At 60.4% G+C, this 22690-nt stretch carries 22 protein-coding genes; 15 read left to right on the top strand and 7 right to left on the bottom strand.

What is annotated here, in order from left to right; genetic code table 11:
* Window positions 1–3 precede the first annotated feature (3 nt).
* The gene (locus tag ABWV42_RS03485) at window positions 4–1728 is read left to right on the top strand and encodes an adenylate/guanylate cyclase domain-containing protein (protein WP_353338898.1); all 1725 of its coding nucleotides are present in this window, start codon (window positions 4–6) and stop codon (window positions 1726–1728) included.
* Here ABWV42_RS03485 and ABWV42_RS03480 read toward each other — a convergent pair.
* Window positions 1721–2014 carry a DUF6476 family protein gene (locus ABWV42_RS03480; protein WP_353338897.1) on the bottom strand — a complete coding sequence of 98 codons (294 nt, stop codon included), beginning with the start codon at window positions 2012–2014 and terminating at the stop codon, window positions 1721–1723. The genes ABWV42_RS03485 and ABWV42_RS03480 overlap by 8 nt on opposite strands.
* Here ABWV42_RS03480 and ABWV42_RS03475 point away from each other — a divergent pair.
* The 4 genes from ABWV42_RS03475 to ABWV42_RS03460 all read left to right on the top strand — a co-directional run bounded on the left by ABWV42_RS03475 (window position 2013) and on the right by ABWV42_RS03460 (window position 5079).
* Complete coding sequence (locus ABWV42_RS03475; RefSeq protein WP_353338896.1) at window positions 2013–3044, top strand: RluA family pseudouridine synthase; 1032 nt, start codon at window positions 2013–2015, stop codon at window positions 3042–3044. The genes ABWV42_RS03480 and ABWV42_RS03475 overlap by 2 nt on opposite strands.
* Window positions 3045–3201: 157 nt before the next feature.
* Complete coding sequence (gene rpoH, locus ABWV42_RS03470) at window positions 3202–4098, top strand: RNA polymerase sigma factor RpoH (protein ID WP_255104848.1); 897 nt, start codon at window positions 3202–3204, stop codon at window positions 4096–4098.
* Window positions 4099–4217: 119 nt separating this feature from the next.
* The gene (locus tag ABWV42_RS03465) at window positions 4218–4487 is read left to right on the top strand and encodes a DksA/TraR family C4-type zinc finger protein (RefSeq protein WP_255104851.1); all 270 of its coding nucleotides are present in this window, start codon (window positions 4218–4220) and stop codon (window positions 4485–4487) included.
* A gap of 40 nt (window positions 4488–4527) precedes the next feature.
* Window positions 4528–5079, top strand: coding sequence for a hypothetical protein (locus tag ABWV42_RS03460; RefSeq protein ID WP_353338895.1), 552 nt, complete (start codon window positions 4528–4530; stop codon window positions 5077–5079).
* A 210-nt stretch (window positions 5080–5289) separates the two neighbouring features.
* Here the strand turns inward: ABWV42_RS03460 and ABWV42_RS03455 are convergent, their stop codons facing one another.
* A complete protein-coding gene (locus ABWV42_RS03455) occupies window positions 5290–7110 on the bottom strand; it encodes a M3 family oligoendopeptidase (protein WP_353339509.1) in 1821 nt (606 codons plus the stop codon).
* Window positions 7111–7250: 140 nt separating this feature from the next.
* On the opposite strand from ABWV42_RS03455, the gene ABWV42_RS03450 reads away from it, so the two are divergent.
* Window positions 7251–8081 carry a fumarylacetoacetate hydrolase family protein gene (locus ABWV42_RS03450; RefSeq protein WP_353338894.1) on the top strand — a complete coding sequence of 277 codons (831 nt, stop codon included), beginning with the start codon at window positions 7251–7253 and terminating at the stop codon, window positions 8079–8081.
* An 18-nt stretch (window positions 8082–8099) separates the two neighbouring features.
* Here the strand turns inward: ABWV42_RS03450 and ABWV42_RS03445 are convergent, their stop codons facing one another.
* Entirely contained in the window at window positions 8100–9071 is a 972-nt protein-coding gene (locus tag ABWV42_RS03445; protein WP_353338893.1) for an alpha/beta fold hydrolase, read from the bottom strand.
* The gene (locus ABWV42_RS03440) at window positions 9071–9361 is read right to left on the bottom strand and encodes an SCP2 sterol-binding domain-containing protein (protein WP_255104858.1); all 291 of its coding nucleotides are present in this window, start codon (window positions 9359–9361) and stop codon (window positions 9071–9073) included. The genes ABWV42_RS03445 and ABWV42_RS03440 overlap by 1 nt, the downstream gene beginning before the upstream one ends.
* A gap of 137 nt (window positions 9362–9498) precedes the next feature.
* Here ABWV42_RS03440 and ABWV42_RS03435 point away from each other — a divergent pair, with 137 nt between their 5' ends.
* The 5 genes from ABWV42_RS03435 to ABWV42_RS03415 all read left to right on the top strand — a co-directional run bounded on the left by ABWV42_RS03435 (window position 9499) and on the right by ABWV42_RS03415 (window position 14412).
* Window positions 9499–9987: a tetratricopeptide repeat protein gene (locus tag ABWV42_RS03435; RefSeq protein ID WP_353338892.1), complete on the top strand. Its 489-nt coding sequence runs from the start codon at window positions 9499–9501 to the stop codon at window positions 9985–9987.
* 15 nt (window positions 9988–10002) lie between these two features.
* Window positions 10003–12783, top strand: coding sequence for a helicase-related protein (locus ABWV42_RS03430; RefSeq protein WP_353338891.1), 2781 nt, complete (start codon window positions 10003–10005; stop codon window positions 12781–12783).
* A 70-nt stretch (window positions 12784–12853) separates the two neighbouring features.
* Window positions 12854–13228 carry an RNA-binding S4 domain-containing protein gene (locus tag ABWV42_RS03425; RefSeq protein WP_255104861.1) on the top strand — a complete coding sequence of 125 codons (375 nt, stop codon included), beginning with the start codon at window positions 12854–12856 and terminating at the stop codon, window positions 13226–13228.
* A 54-nt stretch (window positions 13229–13282) separates the two neighbouring features.
* A complete protein-coding gene (fdxA, locus tag ABWV42_RS03420; RefSeq protein ID WP_093318948.1) occupies window positions 13283–13621 on the top strand; it encodes a ferredoxin FdxA in 339 nt (112 codons plus the stop codon).
* A gap of 278 nt (window positions 13622–13899) precedes the next feature.
* Window positions 13900–14412, top strand: coding sequence for a CarD family transcriptional regulator (locus ABWV42_RS03415; RefSeq protein ID WP_255104863.1), 513 nt, complete (start codon window positions 13900–13902; stop codon window positions 14410–14412).
* Between the two features lie 56 nt (window positions 14413–14468).
* Here ABWV42_RS03415 and cobS read toward each other — a convergent pair whose 3' ends face one another.
* Window positions 14469–15218, bottom strand: a complete 750-nt coding sequence (gene cobS / locus ABWV42_RS03410; RefSeq protein WP_353338890.1) for an adenosylcobinamide-GDP ribazoletransferase — start codon at window positions 15216–15218, stop codon at window positions 14469–14471.
* An 81-nt stretch (window positions 15219–15299) separates the two neighbouring features.
* Between cobS and cobT the strand changes: the two genes are divergently transcribed.
* Window positions 15300–16310 carry a nicotinate-nucleotide--dimethylbenzimidazole phosphoribosyltransferase gene (cobT, locus tag ABWV42_RS03405; protein WP_353338889.1) on the top strand — a complete coding sequence of 337 codons (1011 nt, stop codon included), beginning with the start codon at window positions 15300–15302 and terminating at the stop codon, window positions 16308–16310.
* A 48-nt stretch (window positions 16311–16358) separates the two neighbouring features.
* On the opposite strand, the gene ABWV42_RS03400 is transcribed toward cobT, so the two are convergent.
* Window positions 16359–18233: a monovalent cation:proton antiporter-2 (CPA2) family protein gene (locus ABWV42_RS03400; RefSeq protein ID WP_353338888.1), complete on the bottom strand. Its 1875-nt coding sequence runs from the start codon at window positions 18231–18233 to the stop codon at window positions 16359–16361.
* An 11-nt stretch (window positions 18234–18244) separates the two neighbouring features.
* Window positions 18245–18700: an Lrp/AsnC family transcriptional regulator gene (locus ABWV42_RS03395; protein WP_353338887.1), complete on the bottom strand. Its 456-nt coding sequence runs from the start codon at window positions 18698–18700 to the stop codon at window positions 18245–18247.
* Window positions 18701–18852: 152 nt separating this feature from the next.
* Between ABWV42_RS03395 and hppD the strand changes: the two genes are divergently transcribed.
* The 3 genes from hppD to ABWV42_RS03380 all read left to right on the top strand — a co-directional run bounded on the left by hppD (window position 18853) and on the right by ABWV42_RS03380 (window position 22689).
* Entirely contained in the window at window positions 18853–19950 is a 1098-nt protein-coding gene (gene hppD / locus ABWV42_RS03390; protein ID WP_353338886.1) for a 4-hydroxyphenylpyruvate dioxygenase, read from the top strand.
* 196 nt (window positions 19951–20146) lie between these two features.
* Window positions 20147–21022 (top strand): haloalkane dehalogenase, encoded by an 876-nt coding sequence (locus ABWV42_RS03385; RefSeq protein ID WP_353338885.1) that lies wholly within the window; start codon window positions 20147–20149, stop codon window positions 21020–21022.
* A gap of 59 nt (window positions 21023–21081) precedes the next feature.
* Entirely contained in the window at window positions 21082–22689 is a 1608-nt protein-coding gene (locus tag ABWV42_RS03380; protein WP_353338884.1) for an arylsulfatase, read from the top strand.
* The last annotated feature ends 1 nt before the right edge of the window (window position 22690 follow it).

Genomic DNA, 22690 nt, shown 5'->3' with positions numbered 1-22690 from the left:
ACAATGCGATTTCCCCTTCCTCTCAAATTCTTTGTCTTCGCAGCCTGCGTTGCGGTGGCCCCCTTGGCGCTTGTCGGGGAAAACCTCGTGCGCATCACGCGGGACGAGTTGAAAAGTGCCGCCAACGAAGACCTGACGGGCGTTGCTGCCCAGTTGCGGGGCGAGTTCGACAGCATCTATCAGGGCAAGTGGCTTGCGCCGCTTTCGGTGATCCGCAACGGGGTGGATAACCACGAGCTGGATGTTGCCCAGAAGGTATCGCTTTTGACGCTGGGCATGGAGGAGCTGGCCAACGTGGTGGCCCTGCAGCTGAGCCTCGAAGGCGCGGACTTGCCGATGCTGGTGTCAGATCAGGCCTATGCCGAGCGTCTGGCGGGTGCGGGTCTTGATCCGGTCGAGACCCTGTCGACGCCTTCGGCCGTGGTGGACAACGTCGTGGCAACCGGACAGTTCGGCCGGCCGCTTGTGGCGCAGCTTGCCGAAACCGGGGATTGGATCGCGACCGTGGCGCTGCCGATGGAGTCGCGCATTGCCGGGAGGCGGTTGACGCTGGTGGCCAAGCTGGACCTGGGTGAGTTGCGCAGAAGCGTTGAACGTCACCCGTTCCATCAGCGGGGCGAGATTACGATTGTGGACCACGCGGGGCGCACGGTGCTGGTGGATGCGCCCGAGGTGATCGCTAGCCGCGCCATCGTGGGGTCGGCGATGCCCCTGATCGTGGCGGGGGCGCGGGCGGATGCGCTTGAGGGTTATGTGCGGCCTGACGGGACGTCGATGTTGGGCGCCTATGCCTTTCCCGACTGGTTCCCCTGGGCGGTGATCACCGAGTTGAGCGAGGCCAATGCCTATGCGGTGATCCACGAGATGATGCGGCGGATTATCGTGGTGGGCAGCCTCGGTTTTGCGGCAGCCTCGCTTGCGGCGCTGCTGTTTTCACGCGGGCTGACAGCGCCTATCCTGAGGATCGGCCGTGCGGCCGAACGTGTCGGGGAAGGGGACTTTGCGGCGCGGGTCGAAAACGTGCGGTCACGCGACGAGATCGGGGATCTGGCAAAGCGGTTCAACGTGATGGCGGCGCAGTTGGGGGAACGGCTGGAACTTATGAAGTTTGTCAGTCAGGAAACCATGACGGCCATTCAGGCGCGGGGCGAAGAAGGGATGTCGCGTGGCGGTGAGCGGCGCGAGGTCACGATGCTGTTCTCGGATATTCGCGGCTATACCGCCTTTTCGGAAACCGTGACGCCAGAGGAAGTGATCGAGGTTTTGAACCGATATTTCGAAGTTCAGGCCGAGATCGTGGAACGCTATGACGGAGACATCGACAAGTTCGTGGGGGACGAGCTGATGGCGATGTTCGTGGGTGAGAACAAGGAACAGCGGGCGGTGCAATGCGCGCTTGAGATCAAGACGGCGCTTGCGGCCCTTTTGGGCGGGCATGAAGGCTATTCTCTGGAGGTGGGTCTTGGGCTGGCGTCGGGCGATGTGGTGCTTGGGGCGATGGGGGCGCGGGACCGGATGGATTATACCGTGCTGGGTTCAACCGTGAACCTTGCCGCGCGTCTCTGTAGCAAGGCTGGGCCGGGAGAAGTCCTGGTGGAACGGGCCACGCGTGAGGCTGCCGAAGGGGCCGAAGGGGTGCGGTTCGCAGAGCAGGCTCCGGTCGCGCTCAAGGGGTACGCAGAGCCGGTTCCGATCTTTGCTGTTGAAAGTCGTGAGATCGTTACTTGATCTCGATCTCCTGACGCAATGCGCCTGTCATCTGGTCGTAGATCAGGATGCGGTTGTCATCGGTCACAACCGCCCACCATCCCTCGCCGATGGTGAGGGCCGAAGCCGACACACCCTCGGGCAGGGTGATCTGATCGGGCATTGTGGGACCATCGTCATTCAGGCGGATGACAATCAGTGCGACAACCACTACAAGCCCGACAATCATGATGCCTGTGAGGCCAGTCACCAGCAGGCGCAGAAACCGAAGATTGGCCGGTTCCACCGGTTCAGGAGTCTCATCCATGGCAACGTCCCTTGTCTCGTTCCAGATCAACGCTGATCCGCCTGCACGCCTTGATAAGGCGCTTTCGCGGGATGTGCCAGTGGAAGCATCCCTGTCGCGCACGCGACTTGCGCGGTTGCTGGAAGAGGGCTGTGTGCGGGTGAATGGCGCGGTTGTGACCAACGCCAAGGCCAAGGTTGCCGAGGAGGATCAGGTCGAGATCGCGGTGCCCGTTGCGGACGAGAGCCACATCGGCCCCGAAGACATCCCACTGGACGTGGTGTTCGAGGATGACGATCTCATCGTGATCAACAAGCCCGCGGGGATGGTGGTGCATCCCGCGCCGGGCACGCCGAATGGCACCTTGGTGAATGCTCTGCTGCATCATTGCGGAGACAGCCTGTCTGGGGTTGGTGGGGTGCAGCGTCCGGGGATCGTGCATCGGATCGACAAGGACACCAGCGGTCTCTTGGTGGTGGCCAAGAGCGACCGCGCACATCAGGGGCTGGCGGCGCAGTTCGAGAAGCACACGGTCGAGCGGTATTACAATGCTGTGGTCTATGGCGTTCCTGATGCCAATGACCCGCGTCTGCGGGGGGTGAAGGGCGTGAACTTTGAGCCCGGCAACATCATGCGGATCACCACGCATCTTGCCCGCCACAAGACCGACCGACAGCGGCAGGCGGTGCTGTTCCAGGGCGGACGGCACGCGGTGACGCGGGCGCGGATCGTGGAAGGCTTTGGCAATCCGGCGGTTGCGGCGCTGGTGGAATGCTGGCTCGAGACCGGGCGCACCCACCAGATCCGCGTGCATATGGCCCATGCGGGGCACGGGTTGGTTGGTGATCCGGTGTATGGCGGGCGGCGCAAGCTGTCTGAAAAGGCAATCGGGGTGAAGGGGATTGAAGCGACCCGCGGCTTTCCGCGACAAGCGCTGCACGCAGCGGTGCTTGGGTTCGAGCACCCCGTGAGCGGCGAAAACATGCGTTTCGAGGCGCCTATTCCGCAGGATATGGCCGATCTGATTGCCGTTTTGCGCAAAGGCCCGTAACCCTTCACACATATGCGTGAAACCCGTGACACATAGGTGGAAATGCGCGGGGGCCATGTTCATTTTCGACTAAGATTTTCGAGAGAGGGTTCTTGAAAACCCGTTAGCGCCAACCTATCTCGATGTTAAGCCCTTAAACATTGGAGGGGGAGACAGAATGAGCAACTATAAAAACCTGCCCGCACCGACACCGGAAGGTGGTCTGAACCGTTACATGCAGGAAATCCGCAAGTTCCCGCTCTTGGAGCCGGAAGAGGAATACATGCTGGCCAAAGCCTGGGTCGAGCAGGAAGACACGCAAGCCGCGCACAAGATGGTGACATCTCACCTGCGTCTGGCGGCAAAGATTGCCATGGGCTATCGCGGCTATGGTCTACCGCAGGCCGAGGTGATTTCCGAGGCGAACGTGGGCCTGATGCAGGCGGTGAAGCGATTTGACCCTGAAAAGGGCTTCCGTCTGGCGACCTACGCCATGTGGTGGATCCGGGCGAGCATTCAGGAATACATCCTGCGCTCGTGGAGCCTTGTGAAGCTGGGGACGACCTCGGCGCAGAAGAAGCTGTTCTTCAACCTGCGCAAGGCCAAGGCCCGTATCGGTGCCCTTGAAGAGGGGGACCTGCGTCCCGAGAACGTTGCCCGTATCGCAAACGACCTTGGTGTGACCGAGGACGAGGTGATCTCGATGAACCGCCGCCTGAGCGGTGGGGATGCGTCGCTGAATGCCCAGATCGGCTCTGAAGGCGAAGGCACGATGGAGTGGCAGGACTGGCTCGAGGACGAGGATGCCGACCAGGCTGCGGACTATGAGGCCAAGGATGAGCTTGACGCGCGTCGCGAGCTTCTGGCCGAGGCGATGGACGTGCTGAATGACCGCGAAAAGGACATTCTGACCCAGCGCCGCCTGATGGAAAGCGCCGTGACCCTTGAGGACCTGAGCGGCCAGTACAGCGTGAGCCGTGAACGTATTCGCCAGATCGAAGTACGTGCCTTCGAGAAGCTGCAAAAGCGGATGCGGACACTGGCAGCGGAAAAGGGGATGCTGGCAAGCGCCTGATCCGGTTGACAAGAACGAGCGGAGCGCCCCGGAGACAGTCCGGGGCGTTTTGCGTTTTCCAGGGGCGTTGCCAGCGGGCGTCTGTGTGACTAGGCTGGAGGTCTTTCGAAGGAGGGCCCATGGCCGGTGGTTGGGCGCGCGATGGCGCGGTAAGTGAACAGATCGAAGCCTCGATCAGCGACGAGTTGGCGCGGATGCAGGCACAGAAGAAGCCCGTGGGCGAAAGCCTGAAGTTCTGCGCCGAATGCGAGGAGGAAATCCCTGAGAAACGCCGCGCGGCCATTCCGGGGGTGAAGCTGTGTATCGACTGTCAGCAGGACCGCGACGGCGCTTTCAAGGCGCGCGGCGGCATCAACCGGCGTGGGTCAAAGGACAGTCAGTTGAAGTAGTCAGCGCAACCTCAGTGAATGCATCATTTTGGAGAGTTTTTTGATTACGCTGAAGTTGGATTGGAATTGCATCATCGCGCTCGAAAATGGGGAAGTTGATGGGAAGTATGTGGCGCGGCTAATTGATGCCTTCGAAGGAGGGCTGCTGGATGTTGCCGTAACGTCTGTATCCGCCGCGGAAAACATGCCTAGAGAGGTTTGGGAGACGAAGAGGTATGAGACGTTTGAAAAACGTTTGGCAAAAGTTGGCCTCTCTGCAAGGAAAGCCGTAGCGGCTCCCGCGGTAATTGGCCGTTCCTTTATTGGCAGCTCGGTCATTCAAAGTGTCGAAGACGTAGAGCTCTACGAAAAAATTCGAAAAATTGTTGCTCCACAATTGGACCGCTCAGGAGCACTGATGTCTGAGAAGAAAAGGACCAACCTTTTTTGCGATGCAAGTACTCTACATGCCCACATGCTTAGTGGTCGCGATGTTTTTGTGACCAATAATGTGAGGGATTTTCAAAGAAAAATCGGAGAGTTGAAGGCGCTTGGGGTGAAAGAAATCCTCACACCAAAAGAGGCGGTCGAGAAATACTTATCTGAAAACTGAAGAGCATGGTCTCGCAGTCAAATTGAGCTGCGCTCAATTTCGTCTACATCGCCATTTGGCCCGGCATCGTCGGGCCACGCCCGACCCTCCCCACGGGAGGGCGTTTTGCGGCGTTTCGAACATCAACAGGTTGTGGGTGGGGCACTGTGTCGTGCCGCACCAGTGTTTTGGTCGCCCTCCCAGGGACGGGCGTGGCCCTCTGTCTGGGCCTTAGCCTTCCATCGCCTCCAATTCGTCGATCATCGACGAGATCATGCTGAGGCCCTTGTCCCAGAATTTCGGATCGGAGGCGTCGAGGCCGAAGGGGGCAAGCAGTTCCTTGTGGTGCTTGGAGCCGCCTGCGCGCAGCATGTCGAAATACTTGTCCTCGAAGCCCGCGTCGCCTTCTGCATAGACCGCGTAGAGCGCGTTCACGAGGCCGTCTCCGAAGGCATAGGCGTAGACGTAGAAGGGCGAGTGGACGAAATGCGGGATGTAGGCCCAGAAGGTCTCGTAGCCTTCCATGAAGTCGAAGGCCGGGCCGAGGGATTCTGCCTGAACCGACATCCAGAGCGCGTTGATGTCATCTGGTGTCAGTTCCCCTTCACGCCGCGCCGCATGCAGTTTGCATTCGAAATCGTAAAAGGCGATCTGACGCACGACGGTGTTGATCATGTCCTCGACCTTGCCCGCGAGCAGGATCTTGCGCTGTTCCTGGGTTTCGGCCGCATCAAGCATCTTGCGGAAGGTCAGCATTTCACCAAAGACGCTGGCTGTTTCGGCGAGCGTCAGCGGGGTGGAGGAGAGCATTTCGCCCTGTTCGGCGGCCAGAACCTGGTGCACGCCGTGGCCGAGTTCGTGGGCCAGGGTCATCACGTCGCGCGGTTTGCCGAGATAGTTCAGCATCACGTAGGGGTGGACGTTGGTGACGGTCGGATGGGCAAAGGCACCCGGGGCCTTGCCCGGTTTCACGGCGGCGTCGATCCAGCCCTTGGTAAAGAACGGCTCGGCAATCTCGCCCATGCGGGGATCAAATGCGTTGTAGGCGTCCATGACCGTCTTTTGCGCGTCTTCCCATGACACGGTCTTGGTGTCTTCCATCGGCAGGGGCGCGTTGCGGTCCCAGACCTGCATGCGGTCAAGGCTCAGCCATTTGCGTTTGAGTTCGTAGTAGCGGTGCGACAGTTTCGGATAGGCTGCGACAACGGCATCGCGCAGGGCCTCGACAACCTCGGGTTCGACATCGTTCGAAAGGTGACGTCCGGTCTGGGCGGTGGGCATCTTGCGCCAGCGGTCGATCACCTCTTTTTCCTTGGCCGCAGTGTTGTGCACACGGCTGAAAATCTTGATGTTCTCGGCAAAGACGCGTGCCAGTTCACGCGCAGCGGCCTCGCGTTTGCTGCGGTCCTGTTCGGTCAGGAAGTTGAGGGTGGCTTCGATGTTGAGCTCTTCGCCTTCCATGTCGAAGGTCAGGCCCGCGATGGTTTCGTCAAACAGACGCTCCCATGCGTCGCCGACAACGCCGAGATCGTGCAAGAACTTTTCGAGCTCGTCCGACAGCTGATAGGGCTTCATGGCGCGGATGCGATCGAAAACCGGTTTGTAGCGGGCGAGATCGGCATTGGCAGCAAAGAGCGCGTCGAGGTGATCGTCTTCGAGGCGGTTCAGTTCCAGCGTGAAGAACACCAGCGGAGTCGAGAAGTTGGTGAGGGCTTCCTGGCAGTTCGACATGAACTGGGCGCGCTCGGCGTCGGTGGTGAGCTGGTAGTAGCGCAGACCTGCATAGGACATGATGCGGCCGGAAATCTGGCTGATCTTCTCGTTGCGCAGAACACAATTCAGAAGGCCAGCGGCGTCGAGATCGGCGAGTTTGCCTTCGTAGTCGGCGGCAAAGGCGCTGCATTCTTTTTCAAGGAAAGCGAGATCGGCCTCGAGTTCGGGCGCTTCCTCGCCGGTGTAGAGATCGCTCAGGTCCCATTCGGGCAGGTTGCCGAGGTTGTCGGTGCCGTGGCTGGTGTTTGCGTCTCGAACGGGGAAGGGCAGGTCGCGCATCTTGGGCCTCTGTCTCATGTCTATGGTTGAGGAACAGATAGGCAGAGGGGGGCAGGGGGTGCAAGGGGGCAAGGCCGTCACATTGCCTTTTGGCCGGGGTGGGCCTAGGCATGTATCAAGCAAAGTTGAGGGAGAGTGAGATGAAGTTTCTGCGTTACGGTGAGATCGGGGCGGAAAAGCCGGGGGTTCTGGATGCGCAAGGCAACATCCGGGATCTGTCGGGTGTTGTTCCGGATATTGCCGGGTCGGTTCTGGCGGATTTGCCGAATGTCGACCCGGAGAGCCTGCCGCTGGTTGAAGGGACGCCGCGGATCGGGGCACCTGTCGGGCAGGTGGGCAAGTTCATGTGCATTGGCCTGAACTATTCCGATCACGCGGCAGAAGCGGGAATGGACCTGCCGAAAGAGCCGATCCTGTTCATGAAGGCCACGAGCGCGATTGTCGGACCGAACGATCCGGTGGTCCTGCCCCGTGGTTCGGTGAAAACCGATTGGGAGGTCGAACTGGGCGTGGTGATCGGCAAGACCGCGAAATATGTGGATGTCGAGAATGCGCTGGATCACGTGGCGGGCTATTGCACGGCCAATGACGTGTCCGAGCGGGCGTATCAGACCGAGCGGGGCGGCCAGTGGACCAAGGGCAAGAGCTGTGACACGTTCGGCCCGATCGGCCCCTGGCTGGTTACGCCGGATGAAGTGGCTGACCCGCAGAACCTTGACTTGTCGCTGGATGTGAACGGCACGCGGATGCAGACCGGAAACAGCAAGGCGATGGTCTTCTCGGTGGCCGAGATCATTTCCTACCTGAGCCAAATGATGACGCTGCATCCGGGGGACGTGATCGCCACCGGAACGCCGCCGGGTGTTGGTATGGGGATGAAACCTGCGGTCTACCTGAAGGCCGGGGACATCATGGAACTTGAGGTTGCAGGGCTTGGCCGTCAGCGCAGCCACGTGATGCAGGACGCCTGATTTCAGGGGAGCAGCGGATCACGCGCTTTCGCGGTGCGTGGTCCCGTTGCTGAGGTGCTGATCGAAGAAGGCGGCGCTTTGGTCGTAGATGGCGTCGCGGATTTCCGGAAGCTCCATCATGACTTCGTGTTCGGCACCTTCGACCATTACCAGTTCCCCGTTGGGCCAGGTTTCCATGCGTTGATGGATGCGGGCGGGGTCGACGATCTTTTCGTCGGTGCCCAGGAAGGTGATGGCAGGCAATTCAGGTGCGGCCCGTGCAGCAAGGTCGCGGGTTTCCACCAATGCCTCGTGAAGCCAGTGCATCGAGGGGCCACCCAGCGCCATTTCGGGCACCTGTTCCATCTGTACCTGCATGTAGCGATACATGTCAGGGTCATGGGTCAGCGTGTTGCCTTCAAACGGCTCTGCCAGAACGTAGGTCTTGGCCTTGGTGCCAGGGGTGAGTTTCGCGCTGCTACCCACCTGTTTGCTGGCCCAGCTAACGGCCCATGCGGTCGGGCGCATGAGGGCCGACAATTGGATGCCCCACATCGGGGCACTGAACATGGCGGCATTGATCGGCAGGCCAGACATGGCCGCCCGCAGCCCGATACAGCCCCCCATCGAATGGGCGATCATGAAATAGGGCTTGGGCAGATCAAGTGCTTCTGCGGCTTCAAGGACAGCGGCAATGTCGACCTGGTAGTCCGAGAATTTCTCGACATAGCCCGCGTCGCGATCAGGGATCAGGCGATCCGCCAGCCCTTGTCCGCGCCAGTCAATGGCGACCATCGCGTAGCCGCGTTTGCCGTAGGCCGTAGCGGCACGGCCGTATTTCTCGGCATATTCGGTACGACCCGGAAACATCAGGATCGTGCCTTTTTCCTGTTCTGCTCGCCAATGGGCGATGCGAATGCGCACCCCGTCCGCACATGTCAGCCAATGCGCAGCCCCGCCTTCGGGACCGTCGGCAACCTCCGGAAAAAAGGGGGCGGGGTGCAATGTCATCAGCTGAGAACAGAGCCGAGTTTCATGGCAAGGCCCATATCGCCGTCAACCGAGAGTTTGCCGGACATGAAAGCGGCGGTCGGGTTGGTGTCACCCTCGAGGATCGACTGGAAGGTGTCGGCATCGGCGGTGAGGGTCACGTCGGCTTCGTCGTCGGAGGCACGAACACCGTCCGAATCAATGATCAGTGCGCCTTCGTCTTCGATGACGAATTTGGCCGAGCCGTCAAAGCTGTCGCCACCCAGTTTTTCAGTCAGGGCAGCCACTGCTGCGTTTACGATATCGCTCATGAGACAGATCCTTTGTGTTCGCGCATCTTTTAATTTCGTCTGCGCACTCTAATATCACTAAAGTTATGAGTTGCTTTAACCGTTTTCTCAAACCTATCGTCGCGGCAACCGCTGTTGCAACAGTATTGTTGCAACCAATGGTTGCGAGTGCCTCCCAGCTGGATGACTTGTTGTTACAGTTGCGTGATGCGGATCCGACTGCCGCGCAAATCATCGCCAAGGAAATCGAGTTGGAGTGGAGCAAGTCCGGATCGGCTTCGGCAGATTTCCTGCTTAAGCGCGGACGCAATGCGATGGAACGCAATGAATTCGACGTGGCAATCGAACATTTCACGGCTCTGGTGGATCACGCGCCGGAGTTTGCCGAGGGCTGGGTTTCGCGGGCAGGGGCCTATTTCCAGACCGGTCTGCTTGGGCCGGCGGTGCATGATCTGGAACAGGCGCTGGCGCTCAATCCGCAACACTATGAAGCCATCCTTGGTTTGGCGGCCATTTTCGAGATGCTGGATCAGCCGAAAGATGCCTGGGATGCCTACTCCCAAGTCAAGGCTATACATCCGACCCATCCGGACGTAACAGAAGCCCTGCAAAGACTCGAGCCGCAGGTCAAGGGACAGGCGCTCTAACGACAGGCGAAAGACATGTCTTCACAGGCGCGGATCACGGCGGTTCTGGGGCCGACGAATACCGGCAAAACCCACTATGCCATCGAACGTATGCTGGGCCACCGCACCGGGGTTATCGGCTTGCCGCTGCGTCTTTTGGCGCGCGAGGTCTATGATCGGATCGTGGCGGCACGTGGACCGTCTGTTGTTGCACTGGTGACGGGTGAAGAACGGATTGTTCCGCCGCGCACGCAATATTGGGTGTGTACCGTCGAGGCGATGCCCGAGGGGCTGGGCGCGGATTTTGTCGCGATTGACGAGATCCAGCTTTGTGCCGATCCCGAGCGCGGGCACGTGTTCACCGATCGCCTGTTGCGGGCGCGCGGGCAGAACGAGACGATGTTCCTTGGGTCCGACACCATGAAAGGCACGATGGTGACTCTGGTGCCGGGGGTGGAATTCCTGCGTCGTGAGCGGATGTCGACGCTGTCTTACTCCGGATCGCGCAAGATTTCGCGCATGCAGCCGCGCTCGGCAATTGTCGGGTTCTCGGTTGATAACGTCTATGCCATCGCCGAGCTGATCCGCCGCCAGAAAGGTGGTGCGGCCGTGGTCATGGGGGCGCTTTCGCCGCGCACCCGCAATGCGCAGGTTGAACTCTATCAGAACGGCGATGTGGATTATCTGGTGGCGACCGATGCCATCGGCATGGGGCTCAACCTTGATATCGACCATGTGGCGTTTTCGGCGACGACCAAGTTTGACGGACGGCGGATGCGTCCGCTTGCGCCGAATGAGCTTGCCCAGATTGCGGGGCGGGCCGGGCGCGGGATGAGCCACGGCACTTTTGGCGTTACTGGCGAAGCACCGCCGCTGCATCCCGAAGTGGCCGAAGCGATCATGGATCATCGCTTTACCCCAATAAAAAAGCTTAATTGGCGCAATGCGCGGCTTGAGTTCGGGACGGTTGCCGCGCTGATCCGGTCATTGGAAGAAAACCCGCGTGACGAAATGCTGGTCAAGGCGCGGGAAGCCGACGACCTGATGGCATTGAAGTCGATGGAGCGGTCGGCCGAGGTGATGGCACGGGCCAGCAGCGCGCCGTCGGTTCGGCTCTTGTGGGATGTCTGCCGCATCCCGGATTTTCGGGGAATCAGCCACGCCGAGCACGCCAGCTTGATCGAGGGGATTTTCGGCTATCTTCATGAAAGCGGGCGTGTGCCCGACGACTGGATGGCCAGACAGGTCAAACGGCTGGACCGGACGGACGGGGACATCGACACTTTGTCCAAACGGCTGGCATATATTCGCACGTGGACATATGTCGCGCAGCGAAACGGCTGGGTTGATGACGAAAACCATTGGCGCGGCGAGACGCGCGCTGTAGAAGACCGCTTGTCGGACGCGCTGCACGAGCGTTTGACGCAGAGATTTGTGGACCGGCGCACATCCGTGCTCTTGCGCCGGCTCAAACAGAAGGAGGCCCTTTTGGCCGATGTGAATGACAAGGGTGAAGTGACCGTCGAAGGAGAATTCGTCGGTCGCCTCGAAGGGTTCCGCTTTATCGCGGACAAGGAAGCAACCGGGCAGGAAGCCAAGACGCTCAAGCAGGCGAGCCTGCAGGCGCTGGCGCCGCAATTCCATCTGCGGGCGGATCGGTTCTACAACGCACCCGATACCGAGATTGATTTTACCGAGCAGGGTGGCCTCATGTGGGGCGAACACGCGGTTGGCAAACTGGTTGCCGGCGCGGATGCTCTCAAGCCGGGCGTCGAGGTCTTCGTTGACGACGAAGCCGGTGCAGAAGTCGTGCAGAAAGTGCAGCGTCGCCTGCAACACTTTATCGACCGTAAGATCGCGGCCCTGTTCGAACCGCTGCTGAACCTGTCGAAAGACGAGGAACTGTCCGGTCTGGCACGTGGCTTTGCCTTCCGCATGGTCGAGAACCTTGGCGTGATCACTCGTGGCGACGTGGCCACCGAGGTCAAGGAACTGGATCAGGATGCCCGTGGCGCGCTGCGCAAACACGGCATTCGCTTTGGCCAGTTCACCATCTTCATGCCGCTGCTTCTTAAGCCCGCGCCGACCCGCCTGCGTCTTGTGCTGTGGTCGCTGGCCAATGGCCTTCAGGAATTCCCCGAAGCGCCGCCTCCGGGTCTGGTGACCGTGCCTGCCGGGCAGGGGCTGCCGCAGGGCTATCACACCATGGCGGGCTATCGCGCCGCCGGTGAGCGTGCGATCCGTATCGACATGCTTGAGCGTCTGGCGGACATGCTGCGCGTCGAAGACAGCCGCGGTGGTTTCGAGGCCAAGGCCGACATGCTGTCGATCACTGGCATGACGCTGGAGCAGTTCGCCGACCTGATGCAGGGTCTTGGTTACAAGGCAGAGAAGGGCGAACGCGAAAAAGTGAAGCCGGTGGAAGAGGCCGCTCCGGCAGAGGCTCCGAAAGAGGATGCCGCGACCGAGGAAGCGCCCGCGGTTGAAGCGGAAGCACCTGTCGAAGCCCAGACGGAAGCACCCGCCGAGGCGGCTGCCGATGCCGCGCCGGAAACCGAGGTGTTCTTTACCTTCACCTGGGGTGGTAACCGTCAGAACAATCGCGGCCCGCGCCGGGAGCGTGGCCAGCAGCAGGGCGGCCGTCGTGACCAGCAGGGCGACAAGCCGCGTGGCAAGGGCAAGCCGAAAGGCAAAGGTGGTCCGCGTCGTGACAACTCGGCCAAGTCCTTCCAGGCACGTCCGCCCAAGAAGGAAAAAGCGATTGATCCGGATAACCCCTTTGCAGCCGCGCTTATGGGGCTGAAAGAAAAGGGATAATTCCCGTGGTCCGGGCCTCTTGGGGCCCGGGCGTTGCCTGTCCTTGGGCAGGCTGACAGAGGACACCCTCTTGAGCGACCCCTCTCCAAAGCAGCGTCTGGACAAGTGGCTGTGGCATGCGCGGTTTTTCAAAACGCGTACGCTGGCGGCCAAGGTCGTGACAGGTGGCCATGTGCGGGTGAATTCCAGCAAGGTGTCCAAGGCCAGCCATGGCGTTGCGGTGGGCGACGTGCTGACCTTTCCGCAGGCGCGCAGTATCCGTGTTGTGAAAATCGAAGGCTTTGCCGACAAGCGTGGACCTGCCCCCGAGGCCCAGAAGCTGTACCTGGACTTGAGCCAAGTCAAAGACAGCGTTCCGCCTGCGCCTAAATACGAGGGAAATGGACGCCCGACCAAGCGAGATCGACGCAAACTCGATCTTAAACGCGGGCAGGAACTTGAATGACCGGCCCGGCTGATTTAGCTAAGTGCCCAAATAACGTGTAGACGAGACTCATCAATGACCTATGTCGTGACCGAAAACTGCGTAGCCTGCAAATACACCGACTGCGTCGAGGTCTGCCCCGTGGATTGTTTCTACGAGGGTGAGAACTTCCTCGTGATTCATCCGGACGAGTGTATCGATTGCGGTGTCTGCGAGCCGGAATGCCCTGCTGATGCCATCCGCCCGGATACCGAGCCGGATATGGAGAAATGGGTCGAGTTCAACCGCAAGTACTCGGAAGTCTGGCCGGTGATCATCACCAAGAAAGATCCGCTGCCCGAGGCAGAGGAGCGTGACGGTGAAGAAGGCAAGATGGAAAAGTATTTCTCGGAAGCGCCGGGCGAAGGTGGTTAACACGTGATTCGCGTGCTGGACCCGCAAAATCGGCGGTGCAGAGGGCGTTAAGAGCCTAAAAACAAACGGGAAACCCTGTGTTTCCCGTGCTCCTGCTTTGAAAGGGGCATTTTCTATGTTATATTGTCGTTACAAAATATACCGCCTCACAGCCATCCGCGCGTAAGTACCGCATTGGATGGCTTTTTGCGCCCGAGAAAATCCCTGCACGGGGAACATCGTTTCCCGTGAGTGTGCTTTTGTCTGGCGTTATCCAGGCTCACGCTAGGAAGGACTACATGAGCAAGACCAAGAAGAACGAATTCCGCCCGAACGACTATGTTGTTTATCCGGCTCACGGTGTGGGTCAGATCCTGTCGATCGAAGAGCAGGAAATCGCCGGCATGCAGCTGGAACTGTTTGTGATCTCTTTCGAAAAAGACAAGATGACCCTGCGGGTACCGACCAACAAGGCCGTGGAAATCGGCATGCGCGGTCTGAGCTCGCCCGACGTGGTTGACCAAGCTATGACGACCCTGAAGGGCAAGGCCAAGGTCAAACGCGCGATGTGGTCGCGCCGCGCCCAGGAGTATGAACAGAAGATCAACTCGGGCGACCTGATCGCGATTGCCGAAGTTGTTCGCGACCTGCACCGCACCGATGACCAGCGCGAGCAAAGCTATTCCGAGCGTCAGCTGTATGAAGCCGCGCTTGAGCGCCTGACCCGCGAAGTTGCAGCCGTTTCCGGCGGTGACGAAGCGGCGGCGGCGAAGAAAGTGGACGACGTCCTGATCTCGCGCGCTGCTGCGTAAGGATCACGCCCTACCAAGAATTGAGCCGCTCCGGTTTGGGGCGGCTTTTTCTTTGGTCAGAGGGTCAGTGCCATCAAGAGCGCGATTTCAGTGAGTTGCTGACCCGCGCCAAGAATGTCACCCGTCTGACCGCCAATCTTTGCCCTGGCGATTGCATAGACAGAGAGGCCGATGGCGAATGCCGTAGCTCCAAGGGGCACCATGCCAAGGCCCGTACAGACCAGCGAAAGCGCCAGCGCAAGCGCGGCAGCAATGGCGGCGGTTTCCCGCGACGGGCGGCCCTGGGAATGGCTGAGGCCGGTGTCGCGCGCGTGGGGCAGGGCGGCCATGAGGGCGGGCATGACGGCCCGTGACAGGACACCAACGGCGATCAGGCCCCAGAGCCAATCCTCGCTTTGCAGGATGATCCCGACGGCGGCCCAACGAGCCGCGAGCGACAGGCACAGCGTGATCACGCCATAGCTGCCGATGTGGCTGTCTTTCATAATCTCGAGTCGGCGCTGTCTTTCCCATCCACCCCACAGGCCGTCCGCGCTGTCGGCAAGCCCGTCTTCGTGCATGGCGCCGGTCATGATGACATGGCAGGCAACCCAGACCAGCGCCGCCAGAAGCGGGGAGAGCCCGACCCAAAGCGCGAGCGCCGTGGGAATCGCCGCAAGCAACGCCAGAGCCGCACCGGCCAGCGGATAGGCCCAAGCCGCCAAGGCCCCGCGCTCGAAGGCGGCGCGAACGGGCAGGCGGGTCAGCAGCGCAAGGGCGGTGGCAATATCACCGGCCTTGATCAGCGATCTGTCGTGCTTTGTCATGGCTGCGTCTCTTTCCTGACTTGTGAGCGCCGTGGGATGCGATAAACAATCCTTCAGCACAAGTTTCAACAGGAGTGCCTGATGTCTGCCACTTTTTCAAACCTTGATGATTTTCGCGCGGCCTTGGCTGCGGCACCGGTCGTGGATGCCAAGGCAATGGGCGAAGCGGAGGAGCGTAACGGTCAACTGACCAAGCCGCCGGGTGCATTGGGCCGTTTGGAGGACATGGCGATCTGGTACGCCGGCTGGCGGGGCAATCCGCGCCCCAGCATCGAGGCACCGCAGGTCATCGTGTTTGCCGGCAACCACGGTGTGACCGCGCAGGGCGTGTCGGCCTTTCCGGCGGAAGTGACCGAGCAGATGGTTCTGAACTTCCAGCATGGTGGCGCGGCGATCAACCAGCTGTCCAAATCGGCCGGGGCGTCGCTTGACGTGATTGCGCTGTCGCTCGAGACGCCGACCGCTGATTTCACGCAGGAGGCGGCGATGGATGAGGCCGGTTTCCTTGCTGCCGTTCAAACCGGATGGGACGCCGTGAACCCCGAGTCGGACCTGTTGGTTGTGGGCGAAATGGGGATCGGCAACACGACGTCGGCTGCGGCGATTGCCAACGCGCTGTTTGGTGGCGAGGCCGAGGACTGGGTTGGTCGCGGCACCGGTGTTGATGATGCCGGTCTGGTCAACAAGGCGCGTGTGGTACGCGAAGGTGTGGCCCTGCATGGCGCAGGCGACGGTGTCGACATTCTGCAACGTCTCGGCGGGCGCGAGCTGGCCGCGATGGCGGGGGCAATTGCACGCGCGCGTTCGCTGCGTATTCCGGTGATCATGGATGGGTTCATCTGCACGGCCGCCGCCGCGACTCTGGCAAAGGCGCAGGACGGTGCGCTGGATCACGTGATTGCAGGCCATGTCAGCGCGGAAGCGGCACATGGGGCTGTGCTGGCACAGCTGGGCAAAGAGCCGATGCTGAGCCTTGGTATGCGTCTGGGCGAAGGCTCGGGCGGGGCGCTGGCGATCAATATCCTGAAGTCGGCCGTGGCCTGCCACTCGGGCATGGCGACCTTTGCCGAGGCAGGCGTGTCGGAAGGCTAAGCCTTCTTGTCAGAGTAAAAGTGAAAGGCGCCCCGCGGGGCGCCTTTTTCATGCGGCATCTGTGTCGTCGCTTTCAAGCCGCGCCAGAAGGTTCAACTCGAGTTCCTTCTGAAGCTCCTTGGCACGTTCGATATAGGCGCTGTTTTCTGTCACCGGCACTTCGGGGTCCCAGAGGGCGGCCAGTTCGCGCACCGTGTAGCGGTCGTGGTGGTAGAATTCCTGCTCGACCTGCGCGGCTTCGTATTCGCTGAGACCGATGTTCTCGAGGACGTAGCGGCCTGCCCGCAGGGATGAGTCGAACATTTCGCGGACGATGTCATTTGCCCCGGCATTGTAGAGTTCGAACACGTGATGTCTGTCATGCGCTCGGGCCACGATGTGAAGGTCAGGGCGTTCGCGGCGGGCATGGGCGACCAGCTTGGTGGTGGCTTTCGGGTTGTCGAGCGCGGCCACGAGAATACGGGCCCGACCCAATCCGGCCGCATGCAGCAGTTCGGGGCGCGTGGGATCACCGAAGAAGCCTTTGACCCCGAAGCGACGCATCAGTTCGATGGTCCGCATGTCGTGATCCAGAACCACCGATTTGAACCCGGCCGAGCGCACAAGGCGGTTCACGATCTGACCAAAGCGCCCGATGCCAGCAATGATGACCGGGCCCTGTTCGTCAATCTCGTCATGTGGCTGGTCCGGTTCGTCTTCCTTGATCAGGCGGGAGGCGAAATCGAAGACGATGAACAGGAGTGGCGTTATCAGCATCGAGAGCGCGACGATCAGCAAGAGCGTGTCGGCAATGCCTGCGGGCAGGACATGCTGTTGCACCGAAAAGGAAATCAGAACGAAACCAAATTCGCCCGCCTGAGCCAGCCCAAGCGTAAAGAGCATCTGGTCACGTCCACGCAGTCCGAAGGCACGGCCCAGAATGAACAGGATCAGGGCCTTGATCGCCATGATGCCAAGCGTGGCACCGAGGATCGGAGCGGGGTTGGCAAAGAAGCCGGGGAAGTTGATCTGCGCGCCCACGGTGATGAAGAACAGGCCAAGCAGGAGGCCCTTGAAGGGCTGGATGTCACTTTCGAGTTCGTGGCGGAATTCGCTGTTGGCGAGAAGGACGCCCGCAAGGAAGGTGCCAAGCGCTGGCGAGAGGCCGACGAGCATCATCAGGAAGGCGATGCCCACCACGATCAACAGGGCCAACGCCGTGTACATCTCGCGAAGATGTGCAGCGTGGATGAAACGGAACAGGGGGCGTACAAGGTACATGCCGCCCAGGATAATGGCGGCCACGACGCCGATGGTGACAAGGGTTACGCCCCAGCCAGGAAGGCCTTCGACCAGAGACAGACCGGCCCCGTGCCCGGCACCGTGATCGTCGGCCTTGTGGATGGAGCCATCGGACGCGATTTCCATCACAGGCTTCATGGCAAGAAGTGGCAGAAGGGCCAGCATCGGGATCACGGCGATATCTTGCGACAGCAGAACTGAGAAGGTTGAGCGCCCGCCTTTCGTCTGCATCAGGTTCTTTTCCGAGAGCGTTTGCAGAACGATTGCCGTGGACGAGAGCGCAAAGACCAGGCCGACGGCGATCGAGATGTTCATCGAGTAGCCGAGCATCAGGGAACCGGTCATCACCGAGGCCGCCGTCAGGGCGATTTGCAACCCGCCAAGGCCGATCAGGCGGTGGCGCATGGCCCAGAGGGCCCTTGGATCCAGTTCGAGACCAATCAGGAACAGCATCATCACCACGCCGAATTCGGCAAAGTGCAGAATGTCCTCGGGGCGGTCAACAAGGCCAAGAACCGGCCCGATGAACACCCCGGCTAGAAGGTAGCCAAGCACCGAGCCCATCCCCATGCGCGCGGCGATCGGTACGGCGATCACGGCAGCGAGCAGAAAGATCGAAGCCTGGAAAAGAAATCCGTCCATTTACGTGCTCCTCAGGTCGGCAGTGGCGCATCGCGCTTGAATTGGTCCATGACGATCTGGCTTTGCACACGGCTTACGGCCGGGTGGGGCAGCAGGATTTCGTGGATCAATGTGTTCAGCGCGCCTAGGTCTTCACAATAGACGCGCAAAAGGTAATCCGCATCCCCTGTTAGCGTCCATGCGCTGATCACTTCGGGGCGGGTGCCGACAAGCGACAGGAAGGCGCGGCCGTATTCGGGGCCGTGAACACCCAGCGTGATCTGGATGAAGGCCTGAACGTTGAGGCCGAGTTTGCCGGGGTCCAGTTTGGCGGTGTAGGACTGAATGTAGCCGTCCGCTTCCAATCGCTGTCGGCGACGGCCAGCCTGGCTCGGCGAGAGGTGGAGAATCTCTCCCAACTCCTGTGCCGTCAGGTGGGCGTTCTTCTGAAGTGCGTCCAGTAAGCGTTTGTCCAGATCGTCGAGCATTGCGCAGATTCCGCGTTGAATTCTGATTTAATGCGAAGATAGCGCGAAATTTGTAACGAATGCACGTCACTTTACGCAAAATTCGCGTGATATGCGGCGTAGAGTCAACTTAGCGAGCACTTAACATCTTCACCAACGCAAGGAGACGCGAGATGGGTCCTTTCCCGCATGATGCCCCCCGAGCCGAAATTTCCGATTTCAACCCTGCCGGCACCGACGGTTTCGAGTTTGTCGAATTTGCCCATCCCGAGCCGCAGGAACTGCGTGATCTGTTCACCCGCATGGGGTTTGCCCATGTCGCCAATCACAAGACCAAGGCCATCGAGCTGTGGCAGCAGGGCGATGTGACCTACATCCTGAACAACGAGCCAGGCAGCTTTGGCCTGCGCTTTGTCGAGGAACACGGGCCTTGCGCCCCGTCGATGGGGTGGCGCGTGGTTGACGCGCAGAAAGCCTATGAGCACGCTGTTGCGCAGGGTGCCGAGCCTTACGACGCCGAGGACAAGACGCTGAACTGGCCGGCGATCAAGGGGATTGGCGGCTCGCTCCTGTATTTCACCGATCAGTACTATGACACCTCGCCGTATAACGAGGAGTTCGACTGGACCACAACGTCGAAGCCGGAAGGCGACGGATTCTACTATCTCGACCACCTGACCCACAATGTGTTCAAGGGCAACATGGACAAGTGGTTCAAGTTCTACGGTGATCTGTTCAACTTCCGTGAAATCCGCTTCTTCGACATCGAAGGCAAGTTCACCGGCCTGTTCAGCCGTGCGCTGACATCGCCCTGTGGCAAGATCCGTATCCCGATCAACGAGGATCGCGGCGAAACCGGCCAAATCGTCAGCTACCTCAAAAAGTACAATGGCGAAGGCATCCAGCACATCGCTGTCGGGACCGATGATATTTACAGCGCCACCGATGCGATTGCTGAAAAAGGCCTGAAGTTCATGCCCGGTCCGAACGAGACCTACTATGATCTCAGCTACGAGCGGGTGGCAGGCCATGATGAGCCCAAGGACCGGATGATGAAACACGGCATCCTGATCGACGGCGAAGGCGTCGTGAACGGAGGCGAGACCAAGATCCTGTTGCAGATTTTCTCGAAAACCGTGATCGGACCGATCTTTTTTGAGTTCATCCAGCGCAAGGGCGATGACGGCTTTGGCGAAGGCAACTTCAAGGCGCTGTTTGAATCCATCGAGCGCGAGCAGATCGAAAGCGGCGAAATCCAGGCTGCCGAGTGATCCGCGGGATACCCTGAAAACACCCCGTTCGTCCTTCCCGGGGTTGCGCCGTTCCGAGCTTTCGGAGCGGCGCTTTTTGTTGCGAGACGCGATTTCGAAATCGCGTCTAAAGCCCTTTGCAAAGGGCTTTGCGCCGTAACGTCCGTGTTGATCGGTATCGGGTCTTGGGCAAGGCTTGTCGCAAGGGGAGGACACCATGACTGACACACCATTGAACAAGACCTTCATCACGGTGAAGGGCAAGCGCATGGCCTATGCCGAGATGGGCGAGGGGGACCCGATCCTGTTCCTGCATGGCAACCCGACATCCTCGTACCTGTGGCGTAATGTGGTGCCGCATGTCACGGATCTGGGGCGGGTGATCGTGCCGGACCTGATCGGGATGGGGGACAGCGAGAAGCTTGATAACGTCGGCCCGGAAAGCTATCGGTTCGTGGAGCACCGCGCCTATCTGGATGCCTTGCTGGAGCAGGTGTTGGGCGATGCGGGCAACGTGACGCTTGTGATCCACGACTGGGGCTCGGCGCTTGGGTTCGATTGGGCCAATCGGCACCGCGACCGCGTCAAGGGTATCTGTTACATGGAGGGCATCGTGCAGCCGGTGCCCTGGTCCGAATGGCCGGATGCCGCCAAGCCGATCTTCGAGGCTTTCCGGTCTCCTGCGGGAGAAGAGATGATCCTGGAAAAGAACCTTTTCATCGAGGCGGTCCTACCGGGGTCCATCCTGCGCAAGCTGAGCGATGCGGAGATGGCGGAGTATCGCAAGCCCTTTGCTAATGCCGGAGAGGATCGCCGCCCAACCCTGACCTGGCCCCGCCAGATTCCGATTGACGGCACCCCAGAGGACGTAACGGCGATTGTTGCCGATTATGCGGAGTGGATGGCGGCGAACGACCTGCCCAAGCTGTTCGTGAATGCCGAACCGGGCGCGATCCTGATCGGGGCACAGCGGGAGTTCTGCCGCAGCTGGAAGAACCAGACCGAGGTCACGGTGAAGGGCAGCCATTTCATTCAGGAGGACAGCCCCGACGAGATCGGCGCGGCGCTGCGGGCGTGGATGGCGTCTGGCTAGGCGTTTTTCATTGATTGAGCCCGCCGTTTGCTGGACGCTCCGAGAAGGGAGGTCAGCACATGGCGGAACAACCGAATATTATCCTGATCCTTGCGGATGACATGGGGTTTGCCGATCTGGGCTGCACCGGGTCCGAGATCAGTACACCCCACATCGACAGTCTGGCGGCGAACGGGGCCTTGCTGACCTCGATGTACAACTGTGCGCGCTGTTGCCCGACGCGCGCCTCTCTCTTGACCGGGCTCTATCCGCATAGTGCAGGCGTGGGCCACATGGGGGCTGATCTTGGGACACCGGCCTACCAGGGGTTCCTGCGCAGTGACAGCGCGACGATTGCAGAACATCTGCGGCCAGCCGGCTATCGCACGCTGATGAGCGGGAAGTGGCATGTGGCCGGGGACTTCGAGCCGCGCAACGTTGACAGTTGGCGGGTGGGAGACGTGGATCATCCAACACCCCGGCAACGCGGGTTCGATCGGTTCTATGGCATTCTGGACGGGGCGACGCATTTCTTCAGCCCGCACTATATGCTGGAGGATGACAGCCGGGTGCAGGTCTTTCCCGATGATTTCTATTTCACCGATGCGATCACCGACAAGGCCATCGGCATGATCGAAGAGAGCGTGGCAGATGACGCGCCTTTCTTTCTGTACCTGGCCCACACGGCCCCGCACTGGCCGTTGCATGCCCATCCCGAGGATATCGCCCGCTATGACGGGGTTTACAGTGCCGGTTGGGATGCGATCCGGACGGCGAGACACGAGACGATGAACGACATGGGGCTGTTTGCGTCGAATTGGGAGATTTCGCGCCGCGACGAAGATGTTCACCCGTGGTCAGCCGAGAAGAACACCGATTGGGAGGCGCGCAAGATGGCGACCTATGCGGCGATGGTGGATCGCATGGATCAATCCATCGGGAGGCTGGTGGCCGCGCTGAAGCGGCTCGGGCAGTTCGACAACACGCTGATCCTGTTCCTGAGTGACAACGGCGGCTGTGCCGAGTTCATGGCCGAGGATGGCTGGGCCAAGTTCTTTCCGGACAAGACCCACGACGGGCGGCAGATCGTGATGGGCAACCGGCCGGATGTGATGCCGGGGGATGCGCTGACCTACCAGAGCTATGACAAGCCGTGGGCGAACGTCTCGAACGCGCCCTTCCGCCTGTTCAAGCACTATGTCCACGAAGGCGGGATTTCCACGCCGCTGGTGGCGCACTGGCCGAAAGGCATTCGGCCAGATGGCGCACGTCACGCGCCCTGCCATGTTGCCGATGTGCTGCCGACCATCCTGGAGGCGGCGGGCGTGCCGTATCAGAAAGAAGTGGGGGGACATGCGATCCAGCCGTGCGAAGGTGAGAGTTTCCTGCCCCTGCTGAAGGGCGGCGACTGGGCGCGCAGCCAGCCGATTTTCTTTGAGCATGAAGGAAATGCAGCGGTGCGGGCCGGGCGCTTTAAGCTGGTGCGCCAGCATAGTGCTGACTGGGAGCTCTATGACATGGAGGTTGATCGCACCGAATTGCACGATCTTGCCGGGCGTGGTGGGCGGCAAGAGCGCGATCTTGTGGCCCAGTATCAGGATTGGGCGCAGAAGGTTGGGGTTGAGGACTGGGACCGTCAATTGCCGAAGCTTCTGAAAGCCTGGGGGCTGCAAAGCGTGGACGGGTGAG

It is taken from the genome of Pelagimonas sp. KU-00592-HH (genome assembly GCF_040369695.1).
Lineage (GTDB): Bacteria > Pseudomonadota > Alphaproteobacteria > Rhodobacterales > Rhodobacteraceae > Shimia.
This window is presented reverse-complemented; position numbering and strand designations above follow the sequence as displayed.

Bases quoted from the DNA above. Each gene is read 5' to 3' on its own strand.
- cobS (WP_353338890.1), bottom strand. From the start codon at position 15,218: ATGACAAAGCACGACAGATCGCTGATCAAGGCCGGTGATATTGCCACC.
- ABWV42_RS03415 (WP_255104863.1), top strand. From the start codon at position 13,900: ATGAGCAAGACCAAGAAGAACGAATTCCGCCCGAACGACTATGTTGTT.
- ABWV42_RS03480 (WP_353338897.1), bottom strand. From the start codon at position 2,014: ATGGATGAGACTCCTGAACCGGTGGAACCGGCCAATCTTCGGTTTCTG.
- ABWV42_RS03440 (WP_255104858.1), bottom strand. From the start codon at position 9,361: ATGAGCGATATCGTAAACGCAGCAGTGGCTGCCCTGACTGAAAAACTG.
- ABWV42_RS03455 (WP_353339509.1), bottom strand. From the start codon at position 7,110: ATGCGCGACCTGCCCTTCCCCGTTCGAGACGCAAACACCAGCCACGGC.
- ABWV42_RS03430 (WP_353338891.1), top strand. From the start codon at position 10,003: ATGTCTTCACAGGCGCGGATCACGGCGGTTCTGGGGCCGACGAATACC.
- ABWV42_RS03395 (WP_353338887.1), bottom strand. From the start codon at position 18,700: ATGCTCGACGATCTGGACAAACGCTTACTGGACGCACTTCAGAAGAAC.
- ABWV42_RS03450 (WP_353338894.1), top strand. From the start codon at position 7,251: ATGAAGTTTCTGCGTTACGGTGAGATCGGGGCGGAAAAGCCGGGGGTT.
- ABWV42_RS03445 (WP_353338893.1), bottom strand. From the start codon at position 9,071: ATGACATTGCACCCCGCCCCCTTTTTTCCGGAGGTTGCCGACGGTCCC.
- rpoH (WP_255104848.1), top strand. From the start codon at position 3,202: ATGAGCAACTATAAAAACCTGCCCGCACCGACACCGGAAGGTGGTCTG.
- ABWV42_RS03400 (WP_353338888.1), bottom strand. From the start codon at position 18,233: ATGGACGGATTTCTTTTCCAGGCTTCGATCTTTCTGCTCGCTGCCGTG.
- ABWV42_RS03485 (WP_353338898.1), top strand. From the start codon at position 4: ATGCGATTTCCCCTTCCTCTCAAATTCTTTGTCTTCGCAGCCTGCGTT.
- ABWV42_RS03475 (WP_353338896.1), top strand. From the start codon at position 2,013: ATGGCAACGTCCCTTGTCTCGTTCCAGATCAACGCTGATCCGCCTGCA.
- ABWV42_RS03435 (WP_353338892.1), top strand. From the start codon at position 9,499: ATGGTTGCGAGTGCCTCCCAGCTGGATGACTTGTTGTTACAGTTGCGT.
- ABWV42_RS03380 (WP_353338884.1), top strand. From the start codon at position 21,082: ATGGCGGAACAACCGAATATTATCCTGATCCTTGCGGATGACATGGGG.
- cobT (WP_353338889.1), top strand. From the start codon at position 15,300: ATGTCTGCCACTTTTTCAAACCTTGATGATTTTCGCGCGGCCTTGGCT.
- fdxA (WP_093318948.1), top strand. From the start codon at position 13,283: ATGACCTATGTCGTGACCGAAAACTGCGTAGCCTGCAAATACACCGAC.
- hppD (WP_353338886.1), top strand. From the start codon at position 18,853: ATGGGTCCTTTCCCGCATGATGCCCCCCGAGCCGAAATTTCCGATTTC.
- ABWV42_RS03465 (WP_255104851.1), top strand. From the start codon at position 4,218: ATGGCCGGTGGTTGGGCGCGCGATGGCGCGGTAAGTGAACAGATCGAA.
- ABWV42_RS03385 (WP_353338885.1), top strand. From the start codon at position 20,147: ATGACTGACACACCATTGAACAAGACCTTCATCACGGTGAAGGGCAAG.